This window comes from Diaphorobacter sp. HDW4B, assembly GCF_011305535.1.
In the GTDB taxonomy this organism is placed as follows: domain Bacteria; phylum Pseudomonadota; class Gammaproteobacteria; order Burkholderiales; family Burkholderiaceae_C; genus Diaphorobacter_A.
The window spans coordinates 111,497-127,451 of record NZ_CP049905.1 but is presented as its reverse complement, the minus strand read 5'-3'; the positions used below and the strand labels follow the sequence as shown (position 1 = coordinate 127,451).

10 protein-coding genes and 1 other RNA gene are annotated in these 15,955 nt (G+C 61.8%); 4 read left to right on the top strand and 7 right to left on the bottom strand.

Annotation, left to right across the window (positions count from 1 at the left end):
• Nucleotides 1-274 precede the first annotated feature (274 nt).
• Nucleotides 275-1,537, bottom strand: a complete 1,263-nt coding sequence (rho, locus tag G7048_RS00585) for a transcription termination factor Rho (RefSeq protein WP_166066300.1) — start codon at nt 1,535-1,537, stop codon at nt 275-277.
• A gap of 315 nt (nt 1,538-1,852) precedes the next feature.
• Nucleotides 1,853-2,188 (bottom strand): thioredoxin TrxA, encoded by a 336-nt coding sequence (trxA, locus tag G7048_RS00580; protein WP_166066299.1) that lies wholly within the window; start codon nt 2,186-2,188, stop codon nt 1,853-1,855.
• Nucleotides 2,189-2,296: 108 nt separating this feature from the next.
• On the opposite strand from trxA, the gene G7048_RS00575 reads away from it, so the two are divergent.
• The 3 genes from G7048_RS00575 (at nt 2,297) to G7048_RS00565 (ending at nt 9,815) form a co-directional block, all read left to right on the top strand.
• A complete protein-coding gene (locus G7048_RS00575) occupies nt 2,297-4,864 on the top strand; it encodes a PD-(D/E)XK nuclease family protein (RefSeq protein WP_166066298.1) in 2,568 nt (855 codons plus the stop codon).
• Nucleotides 4,861-8,352 carry an exodeoxyribonuclease V subunit beta gene (locus G7048_RS00570; protein ID WP_166066297.1) on the top strand — a complete coding sequence of 1,164 codons (3,492 nt, stop codon included), beginning with the start codon at nt 4,861-4,863 and terminating at the stop codon, nt 8,350-8,352. Before G7048_RS00575 ends, G7048_RS00570 begins: the two co-directional genes overlap by 4 nt.
• A 101-nt stretch (nt 8,353-8,453) precedes the next feature.
• Nucleotides 8,454-9,815, top strand: coding sequence for a TIGR03862 family flavoprotein (locus G7048_RS00565; RefSeq protein WP_166066296.1), 1,362 nt, complete (start codon nt 8,454-8,456; stop codon nt 9,813-9,815).
• 27 nt (nt 9,816-9,842) lie between these two features.
• On the opposite strand, the gene G7048_RS00560 is transcribed toward G7048_RS00565, so the two are convergent.
• The 5 genes from G7048_RS00560 to ffs all read right to left on the bottom strand — a co-directional run bounded on the left by G7048_RS00560 (nt 9,843) and on the right by ffs (nt 13,782).
• Nucleotides 9,843-10,814: a tripartite tricarboxylate transporter substrate binding protein gene (locus G7048_RS00560; RefSeq protein ID WP_166066295.1), complete on the bottom strand. Its 972-nt coding sequence runs from the start codon at nt 10,812-10,814 to the stop codon at nt 9,843-9,845.
• A gap of 51 nt (nt 10,815-10,865) precedes the next feature.
• A complete protein-coding gene (locus G7048_RS00555; protein WP_166066294.1) occupies nt 10,866-11,885 on the bottom strand; it encodes a cyclase family protein in 1,020 nt (339 codons plus the stop codon).
• A 184-nt stretch (nt 11,886-12,069) separates the two neighbouring features.
• Nucleotides 12,070-13,220 (bottom strand): IS3 family transposase gene (locus tag G7048_RS00550; protein WP_166066293.1). Its coding sequence is split into 2 segments (ribosomal slippage): nt 12,070-12,974 and nt 12,974-13,220, totalling 1,152 coding nucleotides; the frame shifts between segments, so codons are not numbered across the junction.
• A gap of 60 nt (nt 13,221-13,280) precedes the next feature.
• On the bottom strand, nt 13,281-13,571 hold the full coding sequence (locus G7048_RS28730; RefSeq protein ID WP_371747602.1) for a DUF6538 domain-containing protein: 291 nt from the start codon (nt 13,569-13,571) through the stop codon (nt 13,281-13,283).
• Nucleotides 13,572-13,686: 115 nt separating this feature from the next.
• Nucleotides 13,687-13,782, bottom strand: an RNA gene (gene ffs, locus G7048_RS00545) — signal recognition particle sRNA small type.
• 85 nt (nt 13,783-13,867) lie between these two features.
• Between ffs and dnaX the strand changes: the two genes are divergently transcribed.
• Nucleotides 13,868-15,889 (top strand): DNA polymerase III subunit gamma/tau, encoded by a 2,022-nt coding sequence (gene dnaX, locus G7048_RS00540; protein WP_166066292.1) that lies wholly within the window; start codon nt 13,868-13,870, stop codon nt 15,887-15,889.
• Nucleotides 15,890-15,955: the final 66 nt, after the last annotated feature.

Below are 15,955 nucleotides of genomic sequence, written 5' to 3'. Positions count from 1 at the left end.
CGCATTTACAGCAAGCCCCGAAGCAAAGGCAATTTCATTAATCACCCCCACAACGGCAAGATCGCCCTTGAGACGCGACGCAGAGCCGCTGACAGTATGTTCATACGACAAGGCTCTGCAACAAAGTATCAAGGGCGATATTGCCGCCTCAAAACGAATAACCCATCGAAGCCGAGCAGGCTTCGTAAAAAAAAGAAGCAACAGGCAAAACAAAACGCCCCGCAAACCAGAAGCTTGCGGGGCGTTTGAAGAATCAAACCAACGACTGAACGGATCAACCGCCGCGGCGCATCATGTCGAAGAATTCGACATTGGTCTTGGTCGCCTTCATGTTCTTGATCATCAGTTCCATGGATTCGATCTCATCCATGTTGTACATGAACTGACGCAGAATGCGCGTCTTCTGCAGGATCTCGGGAGCCAGCAGCAGTTCTTCGCGGCGGGTGCCGCTCTTGTTCATTTCGATGGCCGGGAACACGCGCTTTTCGTAGAGGCGGCGGTTCAGGTGGATTTCGCAGTTGCCGGTGCCCTTGAATTCTTCAAAGATCACTTCGTCCATGCGGCTGCCGGTGTCGACCAGTGCGGTAGCGATGATGGTGAGCGAGCCACCTTCTTCGACCTTGCGGGCCGCGCCGAAGAAGCGCTTGGGGCGTTGCAGGGCGTTGGCGTCCACACCACCGGAGAGCACCTTGCCGGACGATGGCACGACGTTGTTGTAGGCGCGGGCCAAACGGGTAATGGAGTCCAGAAGAATGACCACGTCCTTCTTCAGTTCGACCAGACGCTTGGCGCGCTCGATCACCATTTCGGCGACGTGCACGTGGCGGGCTGCGGGCTCGTCGAAGGTCGAGGCGATGATTTCGCCCTTCACCGTGCGCTGCATTTCGGTCACTTCTTCAGGGCGCTCGTCAACGAGCAGCACCATCAGGTGAACGTCCGGGTTGTTGGCGGTGATGGCGTGAGCGATGTGCTGCATCATCACCGTCTTGCCGCTCTTTGGAGGGGCGACGATCAGCGCGCGTTGGCCGCGGCCGATGGGGGCGATGATGTCGATGAGGCGGCCGGTGATATTTTCTTCGGACTTGATGTCGCGCTCAAGACGCATCTGTTCCTTGGGGAACAGGGGCGTCAGGTTTTCGAACATCACCTTGTGCTTGTTCTGCTCTGGTGGGCCACCGTTGACGCTGTCGAGCTTGGTCAGGGCAAAGTAGCGCTCGCCGTCCTTGGGCGTGCGCACTTCGCCTTCGATCATGTCGCCGGTGTGCAGGTTGAAGCGGCGCACCTGGCTGGGCGAGATGTAGATGTCGTCCGTGCTGGCTGTGAAGCTGGTGTCGGGGCTGCGCAGAAAGCCGAAGCCGTCGGGCAGGATTTCGAGCACGCCATCGGCAAACACTTGTTCGCCAGCCTTGGCGCGTTTTTTGATGATGGCGAACATCAGCTCTTGCTTGCGCATGCGGCCGACGTTTTCGATCTCAAGCTCTTCAGCCTGCTTGAGGACTTCAGACACGTGCAGTGCCTTGAGTTCGTTTAAGTGCATGGGGTGACTCCTGAACGGAGCGGATTTTGAAATCTGGGAGAGCTGTAAGCCGTGCGGGCCGGATATGGCGCTTGGCAAGCCGATGATCTTGAACAGGGCCGTGATTTTTGTACAGGATTCGTACGAAATGCGGCGAAGAGATCGAACTGGATTATTACAGAAAATTCAGCGATATAGCAGAGCCATTTACCAAGGCTTGCATCATTTCGCTGACACGCAACGTCAAAAGCTGCGAAAGAAGGGGTATTTGAAGCCGCTGCGCGGAGCCTTCGTTGCCATTGGCGAAGGCGGGGCGCAGGCGGTTTCTGGTTGGCTTTAAGCGGCCAGTTGCTGGTCGATGAACGCGGTCAGTTGCGACTTGTTCAGCGCACCGACCTTGGTGGCGGCCAGTTCACCGTTCTTGAACAACATCAGTGTGGGGATGCCGCGAATGCCGAACTTGGCGGGGATTTCGCGGTTTTCGTCCACGTTCATCTTGGCGATGGTCAGCTTGCCCTGATAGGCAGTCGCCACGTCATCGAGGATCGGGGCGATCATCTTGCAGGGACCGCACCATTCGGCCCAGTAGTCCACCAGAACCGCGCCGGTGTCCTTGAGCACGTCGGCTTCGAAGCTGCTGTCCGAAATATGTTTGATGAGATCGTTTGCCATTGGCTTTCCTTGATAGAGCTATTTGATATGGCTGTAGCGTTTACATTAAGGATCATTGTGACAGAAACTGATTCCCCGCATCACGGTATGGCCGCGCAATAGGATGCTATGACAGTAATAGCGATAAACAATTTGGTGGCCGAGGGCTGGAAGCATGTGCTCACACGTGTGGCGCAGGAAACGGCCTCGCGCGGGGTGCATCCGGCAAGCGTCGTGGTGCTTGTTCCCTATGCGCATCTGATGGCGCAGGCCCAGAAGCAATGGGCGGCGCTGTTCCCTGACGGCTTCATGCCGCGCTTCGAGACCACGCGCAACTGGGCGACCATGTTGGGCGCCGAACCGCCATCGCACAGCGGCTTTCAGATGGATGTGGCGTGCGACGCGCTGACCGGCCGAAGCCTGCTCGAATCGGCTGGGTTTGGTGCGCAGACCGATGCCATGCTCGGCCTGATGCTGGAGATGGCGCAGCAGCTTTCCACGCTCGCGGCGTCGGTGGCACCCGATGAGCGCGAGGCCTGGGCCGAAACCGCCCGCACGCATTTGAGTCTGCCGGTGACGGCGGAGTCGCTGCAGTTGGAGGCGGCGTCTGCCAAGGTCGCACTGGAATGGGTGCTGGCCACCGATCCGCCCACCGATGTGCTGTTTGGCGAAGGCGTGCGTAATGCGGTGCACATGCTGATTGCGCTGGAAGGCTTTCATCCCGATCCCCTCGCGAAGACCTTGCTCCAGCATTGGGGTGATGCGGGGCTGGCGATTTCGCTGCCCGAATCCTTTTCAGCGGAAACCGGCGAGCCCACGCAACTGGTCGCCTTGCATCAGGCGCTCGATGCGGAAGATGAGGCGCAACTGGCTGCTGCCTGCGTGATTCAGCATCTCGCTGAGGGGCATATTCCGGTGGCGCTGGCCGCCACCGACCGTGCGCTCACGCGCCGCATCGTCGCCTTGCTGGAAAAGGCGGGCGTGGAGGTCAAGGACGAGAACGGCTGGACGCTGTCCACCACCCGCAAGGCCGCGCAGATCATGGTGACCTTGCGTGCCGCGGCGTGGCATGCGGCGAGTGATGATGTGCTCGATTGGCTAAAGCATCTGCCGAAAGAGACGGTGCCCGCGCTGCCGCAACTCGAACGCTGGCTGCGCGGCCTTGGCGTGCGGCAATGGAGTCAGGCGCGCCGCTACGAGCCCAAGAACAAGCCGGAAGTCGTTGCGCTGTGCGAGCAGATCGACGCGTGGCGCGGAGAACTCAAGGGCTCGAAGACGCTCACCCAATGGCTGATCGCGCTGCGCGGCCAGTTGCAGCAGACGGGTGTGTGGGAGTCCATGAACGAAGACTTGGCCGGTGCCAAAGTGCTGGCGGAACTGCGCTTGCAGGAAGGTCTGGAGGCCGACTTCGAACAGCTCAGCGGATCGGATCGCCGCATGGGGCTTTCGCAGTTCAACAGTTGGGCCAATGATGTGATGGAAGCGGGGCGGTTTCGGCCCGATTCCGAGCGCGACTCGCCGGTCATCGTGCTGCCCATGTCGCAGTTGCTGGCGCGCCCGTTCAACGCTTTGGTGCTGCCGGGCTGCGATGAAAAACGCATGCTGACCGCGCCGGAACCTCCGGGTTCGTGGACGCGCACGCAGCGCGAAGACTTGGGCCTGCCGACGCGCGACGAATTCGAAGTGGCACAACGCGCTGCCTGGGCGCAGGCCATGCGCGTGCCGCATGTCGATATTCTCTGGCGCACCAGCGACGATGGCGGTGAGCCCTTGCTGGCAAGCCCGTTGGTGCTTGCGCTGGAGCTGGATGCCGGCGGCAAGGGTGGCAACGATGCCCGCGTGGCGCGCGAGGTGCCGGTGCGATTGCTGCATATGCCCGCACCGTCGGCAGCGCAGTTGCCTGTTTTGAAGCTGTCCTCGTCGGCATATTCCGATCTGCGGCATTGCCCTTATCGCTTCTACGCTCTGCGCCAGTTGCGTCTGCAGGAGGCCGACGAGCTGGATGCGGAGGTGGACAAGCGCGACTTCGGCACCTGGCTGCACGCGACGCTGCAGCACTTTCACGTGGCGCTTGCGGACAAGCACACCGACGATGCCGATGAACGCATTGCGCTCATGAACGAAGCGGCGGCGCGTGCCACGCGCGAGCTGCATCTGGACGAGGGCGATTTTCTGCCGTTCTCCGCAGGCTGGCCCGCGCTGCGCGATGGCTATCTGCGCTGGCTTGGAAAGCATGAAGCGGAGGGCGCGAGCTTCAAGGTGGCGGAGCACGATGCGACGCAGCCGCTCGGCCATCTCACGCTGGTCGGCAAGCTTGATCGCATCGACGTGACGCGGCCCGATGGCGGCGGTGATGGTGGTGGTGCGGTGCGCCTGGTGATCGACTACAAGACCGAAAACGAGCAGGTCACGCGCAAGCGCATCACAGCGGGCTCCGAGGACATACAGCTCGCGTTCTACGCCGCGCTGCTGCAGGACGACGTGCTGCGCGCGGCCTATGTGAATGTGGGCGAGCGCGGCGAGACGCGCACCTATGAACAGGAAGATGTGGTGCATCTGCGCGACGAGCTGGTGGAGGGCATCTTGAGCGACATGGCGCGCATCGATGAAGGCGCGCCCATGCCCGCGTTGGGCGAGGGCGCGGTCTGCGGATACTGCGCCGCGCGCGGCCTTTGCCGCAAGGATTTCTGGGCATGACGACGACAACGATCAATCATCACACGGCGGCCTACGAACACAACGGCCAGCCGGTTTCGCGCCAGGCCTTCTACGCGATTGCCTGCGACCCGCAGCGCAGCGTGGCGGTGGAAGCCTGCGCCGGTGCGGGCAAGACCTGGATGCTGGTCTCGCGCATCTTGCGCGCCTTGCTCGACGGTGCCGAGCCGCATGAAATTCTCGCCATCACCTTCACCAAGAAAGCAGCGGGCGAGATGCGCCAGCGCTTGCAGGAATGGCTCGAAGATTTTGCCGACAAACCCGCGCACGAACTCGAAAAGGAATTGCTCGCACGCGGCGTCGATGCGCTGCGCGTGAAGGAGCAATCGGTAGCGCTGCAAAAGCTGTACCGCAAGACGCTGGACAGCGGCAGGCCGGTGCAGATTCGCACCTTCCACAGCTGGTTTGCAGCGCTGTTGGGAACGGCACCCTTGCAGGTTCTGCAAGACTTGGGACTGCCCGCACATTACGAATTGCTGGAGAACGATGCCGAGGCCGTGCGCGAAGTGTGGCGGCCGTTTCTTGCCGCAGTGACCGAAGATGCCGCCTTGCGCGCAGACTACGAAGAGTCGGTCGCGCTGCATGGCCGATTCCAGACGCATCGCGCATTGGAGGCGGCGCTTTCCAAGCGCGTGGAGTTCACGCTGGCCGATGAGATGGGCGTGATCGATGCTTCCGTGCCGCATTTCACCGAGCAGTTTCCGCAGTTCGAGGGATTGGACAAGCCCAGCGAATCGCTCGCGAGCGAAGCGGCTTTCGCACGCTGGCACGCATGGGCCAAATCGCTTGGAAGCGAAAGCACCAAGACGCCGCAGAAAGCCGGCGATGCGGTGGTCGATGCGTTCCTGCAAACCCATCTCGACCAACGTTTGGCTTTGCTGCGCTCCGCGTTCTTCGTGGCCAAGGAAGATCGGCTCACGCAACATCTGCGCAAGTTCGAAGCGGCGCAGGAGGCAGAAGTCGAACTGCAGCAACTGTGCGCAGCGCAGCGCCAGCACACCGCCTGGCAGCACCAGCAACGCGTGGCGCGATTGGCGCGCGTGCTGATCGCGCAGTTCGGCGCGTTGAAGCGCGAGCGTGGCTGGATCGACATGAACGATGTCGAGCGCACGGCGATGAAGCTGCTGTCCGATGAGATTCTGAGCGGCTGGGTGCAGGAACGTCTGGATGCGCGCGTGCGGCATCTGCTGGTCGATGAGTTTCAGGACACCAATCCGCTGCAATGGCAGTCGCTGCATGCATGGCTGTCGAGCTATGTGGGCACCGGCGGTGGTTCGGGTGCGCCGAGCGTGTTCATCGTGGGTGATCCCAAGCAGAGCATTTACCGTTTTCGTCGCGCGGAGCCGCAGGTGTTTCTGGCGGCGCAGGCCTTTGTGCGCGAAGGTCTGGAGGGCGATGTGCTGGCCTGCGATCACACGCGCCGCAATGCCAAGGGCGTGATCGCGACGGTCAACCATGTCATGCTGGCCGCACAGGAACTGCAGGAATATTCGGGCTTTCGCGAACACACGACCGAATCGGAGGTGCCGGGGCAACTCTGGCGCTTGCCCAAAATTGCGGACGATGCGGCGGACGACGACGGGAGCGCCGATTTGGATGCGCCCGCCATCTGGCGCGACAGCCTGACGGTGCCGCGTCACGAAGCCGAAGAAACGCTGCGCATGCGCGAAAGCGCGCAGGCCGCGCAATGGGTGGCCGCGCAGATCGCGAGCGGCATTCCGGCCAAGGAAATCATGGTGCTGGCGCGCAAGCGTGCGCGCTTGGCTGAGATGGAAGAGGCGCTGCGTGCGCTGCATATTCCCTGCGTTCAGCCGGAAAAAACCGAGCTGTGCGAAACGCCGGAAGTGCAGGATCTGATCGCGCTGATGGATGTGCTCGTGTCCACCGCGCATGACCTTTCTTTGGCGCGAGCGCTCAAGTCGCCGCTGTTCGGATTGCCCGACGATGCGCTCACTGAAATTGCCTTGCTGCGCAAACAGCCGGAATGGGAAAACGCCCATTGGTTTGACGTGGTGACCGGCGGGCGCGAGCAGCTCTCCCCGCCGCTGCAGGATGCCGCAGCGCGACTGGAGATGTATCGCGGTTGGGTGCAGAAAGATCCGCCGCACGATGCGCTGCAGTCCATCTACAAACATGCCGATGTGTTTGCGCGATTCGCCGCCGCGTCGCCGCTCACGCAGCGCGAGGCGGTGCTTGCCAATCTGCGTGCCTTGCTGGCGTCGGCATTGGCGCTTGATGGCGGTCGCTATCTCACGCCCTATGCCTTTGTGCGCGCGATGAAGCGGCCCGGCATGCAGGCACCGGGGCGTGCGGATCTGACGGCCGTGCGCTTGCTCACCGTGCATGGTGCCAAGGGGCTCGAAGCGCATTGCGTGCTGATGCTCGACACCGACGCTGCAGGCCAGAAGGCCGAGACCATGGGCGCGCTGGTCGACTGGCCGGGCGAGCATGAGTATCCGCAGCATTTCGTTTTTCTTGCGAGCGAGTCGAATCCGCCGCCGAGTGCCGAAGCGCTGCTCGAATCGGAAAAGCGCGAACGCAAGCGCGAAGAACTGAACACGCTGTATGTGGCGATGACGCGGGCCAAGGAATGCCTTGTGATCTCTGCAACCCAGCCGGGCAAGGCATCGCAATCGGCAAGCTGGTGGACGCGACTGGAAGACTGCGTCGAAGACCTGCCCGCGCCTGAGGCGGCGTCGGCGCAGTTCGATCCATTCGAGGCGACGGTCGCGCGCATTCTGGAATTGCCGGTCTACGAAGCCGCATCCGCGCAGCAGCAGGCTACGCAAAGCGAAGCCGTCACGGATGCCTTGCCTCCCGTGACCGCGCAGACGCCATCGACGCCCGCCACCCGGCAGGGCGAGGCCATGCACCAACTGCTGGAGCATGCAGGCGTGGTGGGTCCAACACTTGCGCAGTTGTGCGCATCCGGCTGGAGCGAGGCACGCGTGTCGCGTCTGGCGCGCGAGTTTGAATTGACGCCCGAACAGGCGCGCAACGCGACCACGATCGCGCAAAAGATTCTGCAAGGCGAGGGCGCTTGGGCGTGGGACCAGACCATCATCGACCGCGCCATCAACGAAGCGCCGCTGGTCTTTCAAGGCCAGAGTCTGCGCCTTGATCGTCTGGTGCGTCGCAAGGCCACGGCAGACAAGGGCGTGCAATGGTGGGTGCTGGATTACAAGAGTGCCCCATCGCCGCAAAAGCAACCGCAGCTCATCGAGCAATTGCAGCGCTACTTGCGGGCTGTCAGCCAGCAACTGGGCCACGAAGGCGAGGTGCATGCAGCGTTCTTGAGTGGTGATGGCAGGTTGCTGGAAGTGCTGGAAGATGGCTCGATCCGTACGTCTTCTGAGCCCCAGTCTGCAAGGCCGTTCGCCAAAGCGGACAATACGGGCCTTCCCAGCGCGCCGAAAGCCGCTTCAGCCGCTCCGCCAGCCCCTGTGCCGGAGCAGGGCTCGCTGTTTTGATTTTTTGATTTTTTTCTCATGGGCACGCAGGTGCATGGCCGACAGTCACTTATCGGCCCTTGGCTTAACCTGCGTGCTTTGAATCGGTTGATTGTTTTTTCATGTCAGACACCCCAAGCACCACAGACCTCCTGCAATGCGACATCGCGATCATCGGCGGCGGCCCCGCTGGCCTGATGGCTGCGGAAGCCGCCGCCAAGCCGGGCGTGTCGGTCCATGTGTTCGATGCCATGCCGTCCGTGGGACGCAAGTTTCTGCTCGCGGGCAAGGGTGGTTTGAATCTCACCCACTCCGAATCGTTCGAGAACTTCGTGCAGCGCTACGGCGATGCGCAGTCCAGCATGGAGCCGTGGCTTAAGCAATTCGGAGCGAACGAATTGCAGGAATGGGCACATGGCCTGGGCATCGAGACCTTTGTCGGCACATCGGGCCGCGTCTTCCCCAAGGACATGAAGGCTGCGCCGCTGCTGCGCGCATGGCTGCAGCGCCTGCGCTCGCAAGGCGTGGTGTTCCACATGCGCCATCGCTTTGAGGGCTGGGGCGCGAATGACGATTCCGGCACGCGCGTGCTGCAGTTCACCACGCAGCAAGGTGCCGTGCAGGCGCGCGCACGTGCCGTGGTTCTGGCGCTGGGTGGCGCGAGCTGGGCGCGTCTGGGTTCGGACGGCAAATGGGCTCCGCTGCTGGCCGAAGATGGCGTTGATATCGCACCGCTGCGCGCATCCAACTGCGGCTTCGACGTGGCACGTGCCCATGTGCCTGCAGGTGAAACGCGCCGCGACTTTCTGCGCGGTATGCTGGGTCAGCCGGATGCGACTTCGCCCATCGGCTGGAGCCCGCTGTTCACCGAACGTTTTGCGGGTCAGCCCTTCAAATCGGTGGCCGTTTCGTTCACCGACAGCAAGGGGCGTCACTTCCAGCGCCGCGGAGAATTCGTGGCGACAGCGACGGGTGTCGAAGGCAGCCTGATCTATGCGGTTTCAGCCCTGCTGCGCGATGAAATCGAAGCCACCGGCAAGGCGACTTTCGAACTCGATTTGCTGCCTGCGTTTTCGCCTGAACGCGTGCTCGAAGAACTGCGCCACCCACGCGGCTCGCGCAGCCTGAGCAGCCATCTGAAGAGCCGCCTGCATATCGACGGCATCAAGGCAGCGATGCTGTACGAGCAACTGACCAAGGAAGAAATGCTGGACCCCGTGGTGCTCGCCCGCGCCATGAAGGCCATGCCGATCACCGTGATCGCGCCGCGTCCCATCGACGAGGCGATCAGCACGGCGGGTGGCGTGAAGCTGTCCGCGCTCGACGAGCACTTCATGCTGCGTGCGCTGCCCGGCGTTTTCTGCGCAGGCGAAATGCTCGACTGGGAAGCGCCCACGGGCGGTTATCTGCTCACCGCCAGTTGCGCGACGGGGCGTCTGGCGGGGCAAGGCGCGCTGGCGTTGGTGGAGTCCAGCGCGGGTTGATGGCTTGATGGTTGGGCGTGTCTGGTTTCAGTTCGCGGTGATGCCGTTGGACTTGACCAACTCGCCCCAGCGCTTTTGTTCGGCGGCCACGAACTTGCCGAAATCAGCCGAGTTGCTGCCGACCGGATTCAGCCCGAGCTTGGCCAGCTTGGTGCGTACGTCGGGCAGTGCAAGCGCCTTCTGCACATAGTCCTGCAATTGCTTGACGACTTCCGGCGGCGTGCCTGCGGGCAGGAAGAAACCATTCCATTCCTCGACCGCGAACGGCTTCACACCGGATTCCTCGACGGTCGGCACATCGGGCAGCTCCGGCATGCGCTTGGCTGACGATACGGCGAGCGCCTTGAGCTTTCCGCTGGTCACGTAGGTGATGCTCGACGCCGCGTTCGCAAAGTACACATCGACCTGCCCGCCCATCACATCCACCAGCGCCGGCGCGCCGCCCTTGTAGGGCACATGCACGGCCTGAATGCCGGTGGATTTCTTGAGCAATTCGGCGGCCATCTGCGCCAGGCTTCCCGGGCCGTAAGAGGCGTAGGAATACTTGGTCGGATTGGCCTTGGCCGCCTTGATGAATTCGGAGAGGTTGTTGTAGGGCGCTTGCGGCGACGCCACCAGAATGTTGGGCACGCTCACGGCCTGCGAGACGGGGATGAAATCCTTGGCTGCGTCGTAGGGCAGCTTGCGCAGCGTGGGGTTGATGGCGAACGACGATGCGTCGTACAGCACGGTATAGCCGTTGGGCTTGGCGCGCGCCACAAAGGTCGCGCCGATGGAGCCGCTGGCGCCCGCACGGTTGTCGATCACGACGCTCTGGCCGCTGACCTCGCTGATGCCCTGCGCAATGATGCGCGCCGCATTGTCCGCGCCGCCGCCTGCCGAGAACGGCACGACGAGCGTGATCGGCTGGTCTTTCGGATAGTCCGCGGCGTGCGCCAGACCGTGAACGAGCGCTATGCTGGCAAGGGCGATGAGCGGTTGGCGGAAAGTGAATCGCATGTTGTCTCCAATGATTCTCGGGATGGTTCTTGTCGCGTGATCGTGAAGTGATCAGACCGTCGCGATCGGATTGACGGGCGCGCCCACCAGACCTGGCAGGTACATGGGCGCGGCCGTCAGAAAAAAGGCGTGGCGCTGGTGCTGGTCCAACCACGTGGCGAGCGGCGTGAGATGCCATAGTTCGCCCAGCGGCAGCCCCAGCTTGAACAGGCAATGCTCGTGCAAGGGCAGCAGTGGGCCGCGCTCGACTTCCAGCGTGTGATTGCGTCGCTCCACCGCATGGTTGTCGGCGGCGATGGCGGCGATGCGGCTGTCGGTGATCCAGTTCAGCAGTTCCTGGTCGGAGCCATCGAGCACGCAGCAAGATGTCTTGAGTTGATCCAACTTGCCATCGGGCAGCGTCAGCGCAAGATCGGCCAGCCCGGAGTGCAGGCACAGCACATCACCCGGACGCACGCTGATGCGGTCGGCCTCGAAAATCTGGAGCAGGTCCTGCAGCGTCACCTTGCGCGGCGCATCACCAAAATGGCGGCGCAGATTCACCATCACGCCACGCCCTTGAATGCCGTGACGGGCCATGGGCGTGATCGACAGGTTTTCAGTGCCCTTGAAGTCCTGCGTTTCCGAAGATGCGCTCGGCGCATCGCTCACGCAAAAGCCGTTGTAGCCAGTGGGCGCGAATTGCCCATCGCCGCGCGCATCGAACATCGATCCCACATGCGCGAGCGCATCCCACTGCGTCGAATACTGCGGCGAAAGCGTCACGCTGTCGTCGCTGATCACATCGGTGGCACCGGGCGTGTCGCGCGCCAGCGGATAACGGTACACCGGCACGCCATTCTTTTGCGCAGGCTGGATGATCGGGCCCTTGCGGCGCAGGTTGAGCACGGGCGCGCGCGGCACATCGAGCGGCAGGCTGAGCGAAAACGAAAGACCCTCGCGGATCTCGGCCACGGCGGCAAGGCGCTGCTTGGCCTGCAGATGGTTGAGCGTGCCGAGCTGATCGTCGGCGCCGAAATCACCCCAGTTGGAGCCATCGGGGCGGCGCTGAAAGCGAGGGGATGAGGACATTGCGATCAGGCCTTTCAATACGAGGAGGGCGATGTGCGACGGCGTGCGCGTGTGGCCCGCATTGGTGAGGCGATTGTTGCATCGCACGCTTCTTTGTGAGCACAGGCTTTATTGCTTCAAAAGAAAGGATTTCTTTCTTCTATGAAGCACTTTCATCCCGTTGCTTTGAATCGCCCCGGATTTCCTAGACACTGTTGAGCCGTTGGGAATGCCGTCTTTCGAACTCTACCGGAGAGATATCTCCGGCGGTGCCATGACGCCTTTTCGGGTTGTAAAACATCTCGATGTAGTTGAAGACATCAGCCCTGGCCTCATCGCGCGTCGGGTAAATCTGGCGGCGAATACGCTCGCGCTTGAGCAACTGGAAGAAGCTCTCGGCCACGGCGTTGTCGTGACAGTTGCCGCGACGACTCATGCTGGAGACCAGATTGTGATCTCGCAGAAAGCCCTGCCAGTCATGGCCTGTAAACTGACTACCCTGATCCGAATGCACCATGACAGGCAGCTTAGGCCTGCGACGCCACAAGGCCATCAACAGTGCATCGAGCACCAAGCCAGTATCGATGCGGCTGCCCATAGACCAGCCAACAACCTGACGTGAGAACAGGTCAACCACCACCGCCAGATACAGCCAACCTTCATGGGTGCGGATGTATGTGATGTCAGTCACCCAAGCTTGGTTGGGCTCGGCCGCTGCGAAGCGGCGCTGCAAGTGATTGGGCGCGACGATGGCAGGTTTGCCGCCACGCATGCCTGCACGGCGTTTGTAGCCCGTCTGTGAGCGCAGCCCCTCGATTTTGAGCAGTCGTGCCACGCGATGCTTGCCGCAGCTCTCGCCCAAATCACGCATGTCCATGGTCAGCTTGCGATAGCCATAGACGCCACCACTCTCGAGCCACGCATGCTTGAGAAGACCCAACAGACGTTGATCGTCCTTTGCACGCAGGCTCATCGGTTGCGCCTTCCAGGCGTAGTAGCCGCTAGGGTGTACAGCCATGACCTTGCACAGTCGGCGAATGCTGTACTCACCTTCATGGCGCTTGATGAATGCGTACTTCACCCGGACTGCTTGGCAAAGTACGCTGCGGCCTTTTTTAGGATGTCGCGCTCCTCTGTGACTCGCTTGAGTTCAGCCTTCAGTCGTCGCAACTCCTCGGTTTGTGACACCTGTGCCGGCCGATCATGGGCAGGCGTTCCTTGAGCCTTGATCCATTGATAAAGGCTGTGCTGACTTACGCCTAGTCGGGCTGAAACATCGGCCACCTTATGGCCGCGCTCAGTGATCTGCTTGACTGCTTCGGTCTTGAATTCTTGGGGATATCTTTGGTTACTCATAGCACCTCCTATTGGGCCTTAGATTTAAGGCTCAGAGGTGTCTAGAAAACCCGGGGCGATTCACCCTGCATTCGCCTCTGCTGGGATGAGGATGCCTTGCAGTGGCTCCAAGACCTTCTGGGTCTGTGCAGAGAGAGCGGGGAGTGTGCCCGGTGTGTTCTTGGCTGAGGCGAAGAGCGCCAGCAGTCTTGCGCGTTCAACAGTCCCGCGTAGTTCTGCTTCTTTTCGGTTGGAAGTCCCCAGACTCTTGCGGAAACGCCAACGGCCAAACCTTGCCTGTAGGTCTGTCGGAATGACGACATACAGTTGGTAGATGCCAGCTCGGAGATGTAGCCCTGTGAGGGTGGTCACGGTCGTGAATGGTCTTTTTCAGATGACGGAAGTGCCACACAAAAGTGCCACATCGGCTAAAAAAGACCATTCAATTGAAGCGAACCTCTTGATAACAAAGAGATTGCTGAAAGAAGGTGACGAGCCTTACCTCGGCACTGTATCCACAGTTAGGGCTGCTTGGTTCCCCACCTGACCCGGTTGGCTGCTTCCCCATGCGAGGGGGCCCGTCACCTGACATTGTAAACCGACATGGTGTGGCACTGCAGCAAATCGAGAAGAATAGTTGCAGGAAAGGGGCCGTAGAATCGCCTGATATGTCTTATTTAGTGCTTGCCCGTAAATACCGTCCCAAGACCTTCTCCGAGATGGTGGGGCAGGAGCATGTTGTTCAGGCGCTGACCAATGCGCTCACGCAGCAGCGGCTGCACCACGCCTATCTGTTCACCGGCACGCGCGGGGTGGGCAAGACGACGGTGTCGCGCATTCTGGCCAAGTCGCTCAATTGCCAGGGCCCAGACGGGCAGGGCGGGATTACTGCCACGCCTTGTGGGGTCTGTCCGGCGTGCATGGATATCGACAGCGGTCGTTTTCCTGACTACACCGAGCTGGATGCGGCGTCGAACCGCGGTGTGGACGAGGTGCAGGGGCTGCTGGAGCAGGCGGTGTACAAGCCGGTGCAGGGGCGCTTCAAGGTCTTCATGATCGACGAAGTGCACATGCTCACGAACACGGCGTTCAACGCCATGCTGAAAACGCTGGAAGAGCCGCCGGAATACCTCAAGTTCGTGCTGGCGACGACCGATCCGCAGAAGGTGCCGGTGACTGTGCTCAGCCGTTGCCTGCAGTTCAACCTGCGCCCGATGGCTCCCGAGACGGTTCAGGAACATCTGACACGCGTGCTGGGCGAGGAAAGCGTGCAGGCCGAGCCGGGCGCGCTGCGTCTGCTCTCGCGTGCGGCGCGTGGATCGATGCGCGATGCGCTCAGTCTGACCGATCAGGCGATCGCGTTCGGCAGCGGCAAGCTGGAAGAAGCCGGTGTGCGTCAGATGCTGGGCAGTGTGGATCGCACTTATGTGTTCCGGTTGATCGATGCTTTGGCGCGTGGTGATGGTCGCACGGTGGTGGACACCGTGGACGAACTGCGCACGAACGGTCTGTCTGCCGCTTCCACATTGGAAGAGGCGAGCACCGTGTTGCAACGCATGGCCGTGCTGCAGGCGGTGCCCAATATGGCGGCGAGCGTGGATACCAGCGACACCGAGGCTCAGGAAATGGCGCGGCTGGCTGGCGTCATGTCAGCCGATGAGACGCAGTTGCTCTACAGCATGTGTCTGCATGGCCGCGCCGAGTTGGGTCTGGCACCGGATGAATATGCCGCGTTGACCATGGTGCTGCTGCGCTTGCTGGCGTTCAAGAAGCCGTCGGACGGTACATCGAGCACGGCGACACCAACGGCTGGCAACCCAGCCGAGGCTGAAAAAAAAACTCTGACGCAGGCTGAGGCCGCTCCGGCGGTTGAGCCGCGTCAAGCACCTCAGGCGGTTTCTCGACCCGTTGTGGTTCAGTCAGAGCCAGATCCGGTACCGGTCGAAGCGCCGCCTGTCGTTCAGGACGTTGTTCCGCAGCGTGCTCCGGTGCAGGCGTACCGTGAACCTGCTCCGCAGCCATACGCGCAACCAGCGCCGGTTGCAAGCGATGACCCCCCGCCTCAACGTCAACCTCAACCCCAGTCGTACGCGCCCTCGCATGAGCAGAGCCATTCCGCCATGCGACTGCCGGTGCGCACGCCCGAAGAAGTGGCGCGCCCGCCGATGGACATGCATGACGACGGCATGCCGCCCCCTGACATCGATACCTTCGACATTCCTGTGCGCCAGGCGCCAGAACCCGGAATGCGCACACAGGCGCACAGCCTCAACGGCCATGCGGCGCTGCAGCGTCTGGTGCCGACGGCCGAGGGCGAGGTCTGGTATCAGACCGTGCAGGAGATGGTTGCTGCTGGCTCGATCCAAGCGCTGGTGCGTGAGCTGGCTCTGCAGTCGCAGTTGATCGCCCGTGATCAGGATCACTGGTTGCTGCGCGTGGAGCGCGAATCGTTGAACCAGCCAGCAGCACGCGAGAAGCTGCGCGCTGCGCTGGAAGCGGCGGGGCACACGAAGCAGATTTCGGTCGAGGTGGGCAAGGTCTTGGATAGCCCGTCGCGCCGCAACGCCTACGCCGCTGCGCAGCGCCAGAAGCTGGCCGAAGAGATCGTGCACGGCGATCCGCGCGTGCAGCAACTGATGCGCGAATTTCCTGGTTCGAAAATTGTGCCGGGGAGCATCCGTCCGGCTTGATTCTTCCGTGTGCCGAGAGCCCCAAAGACCGTCCAACGTCTGCAGGCTCGGGCTTTCGTCGCACAA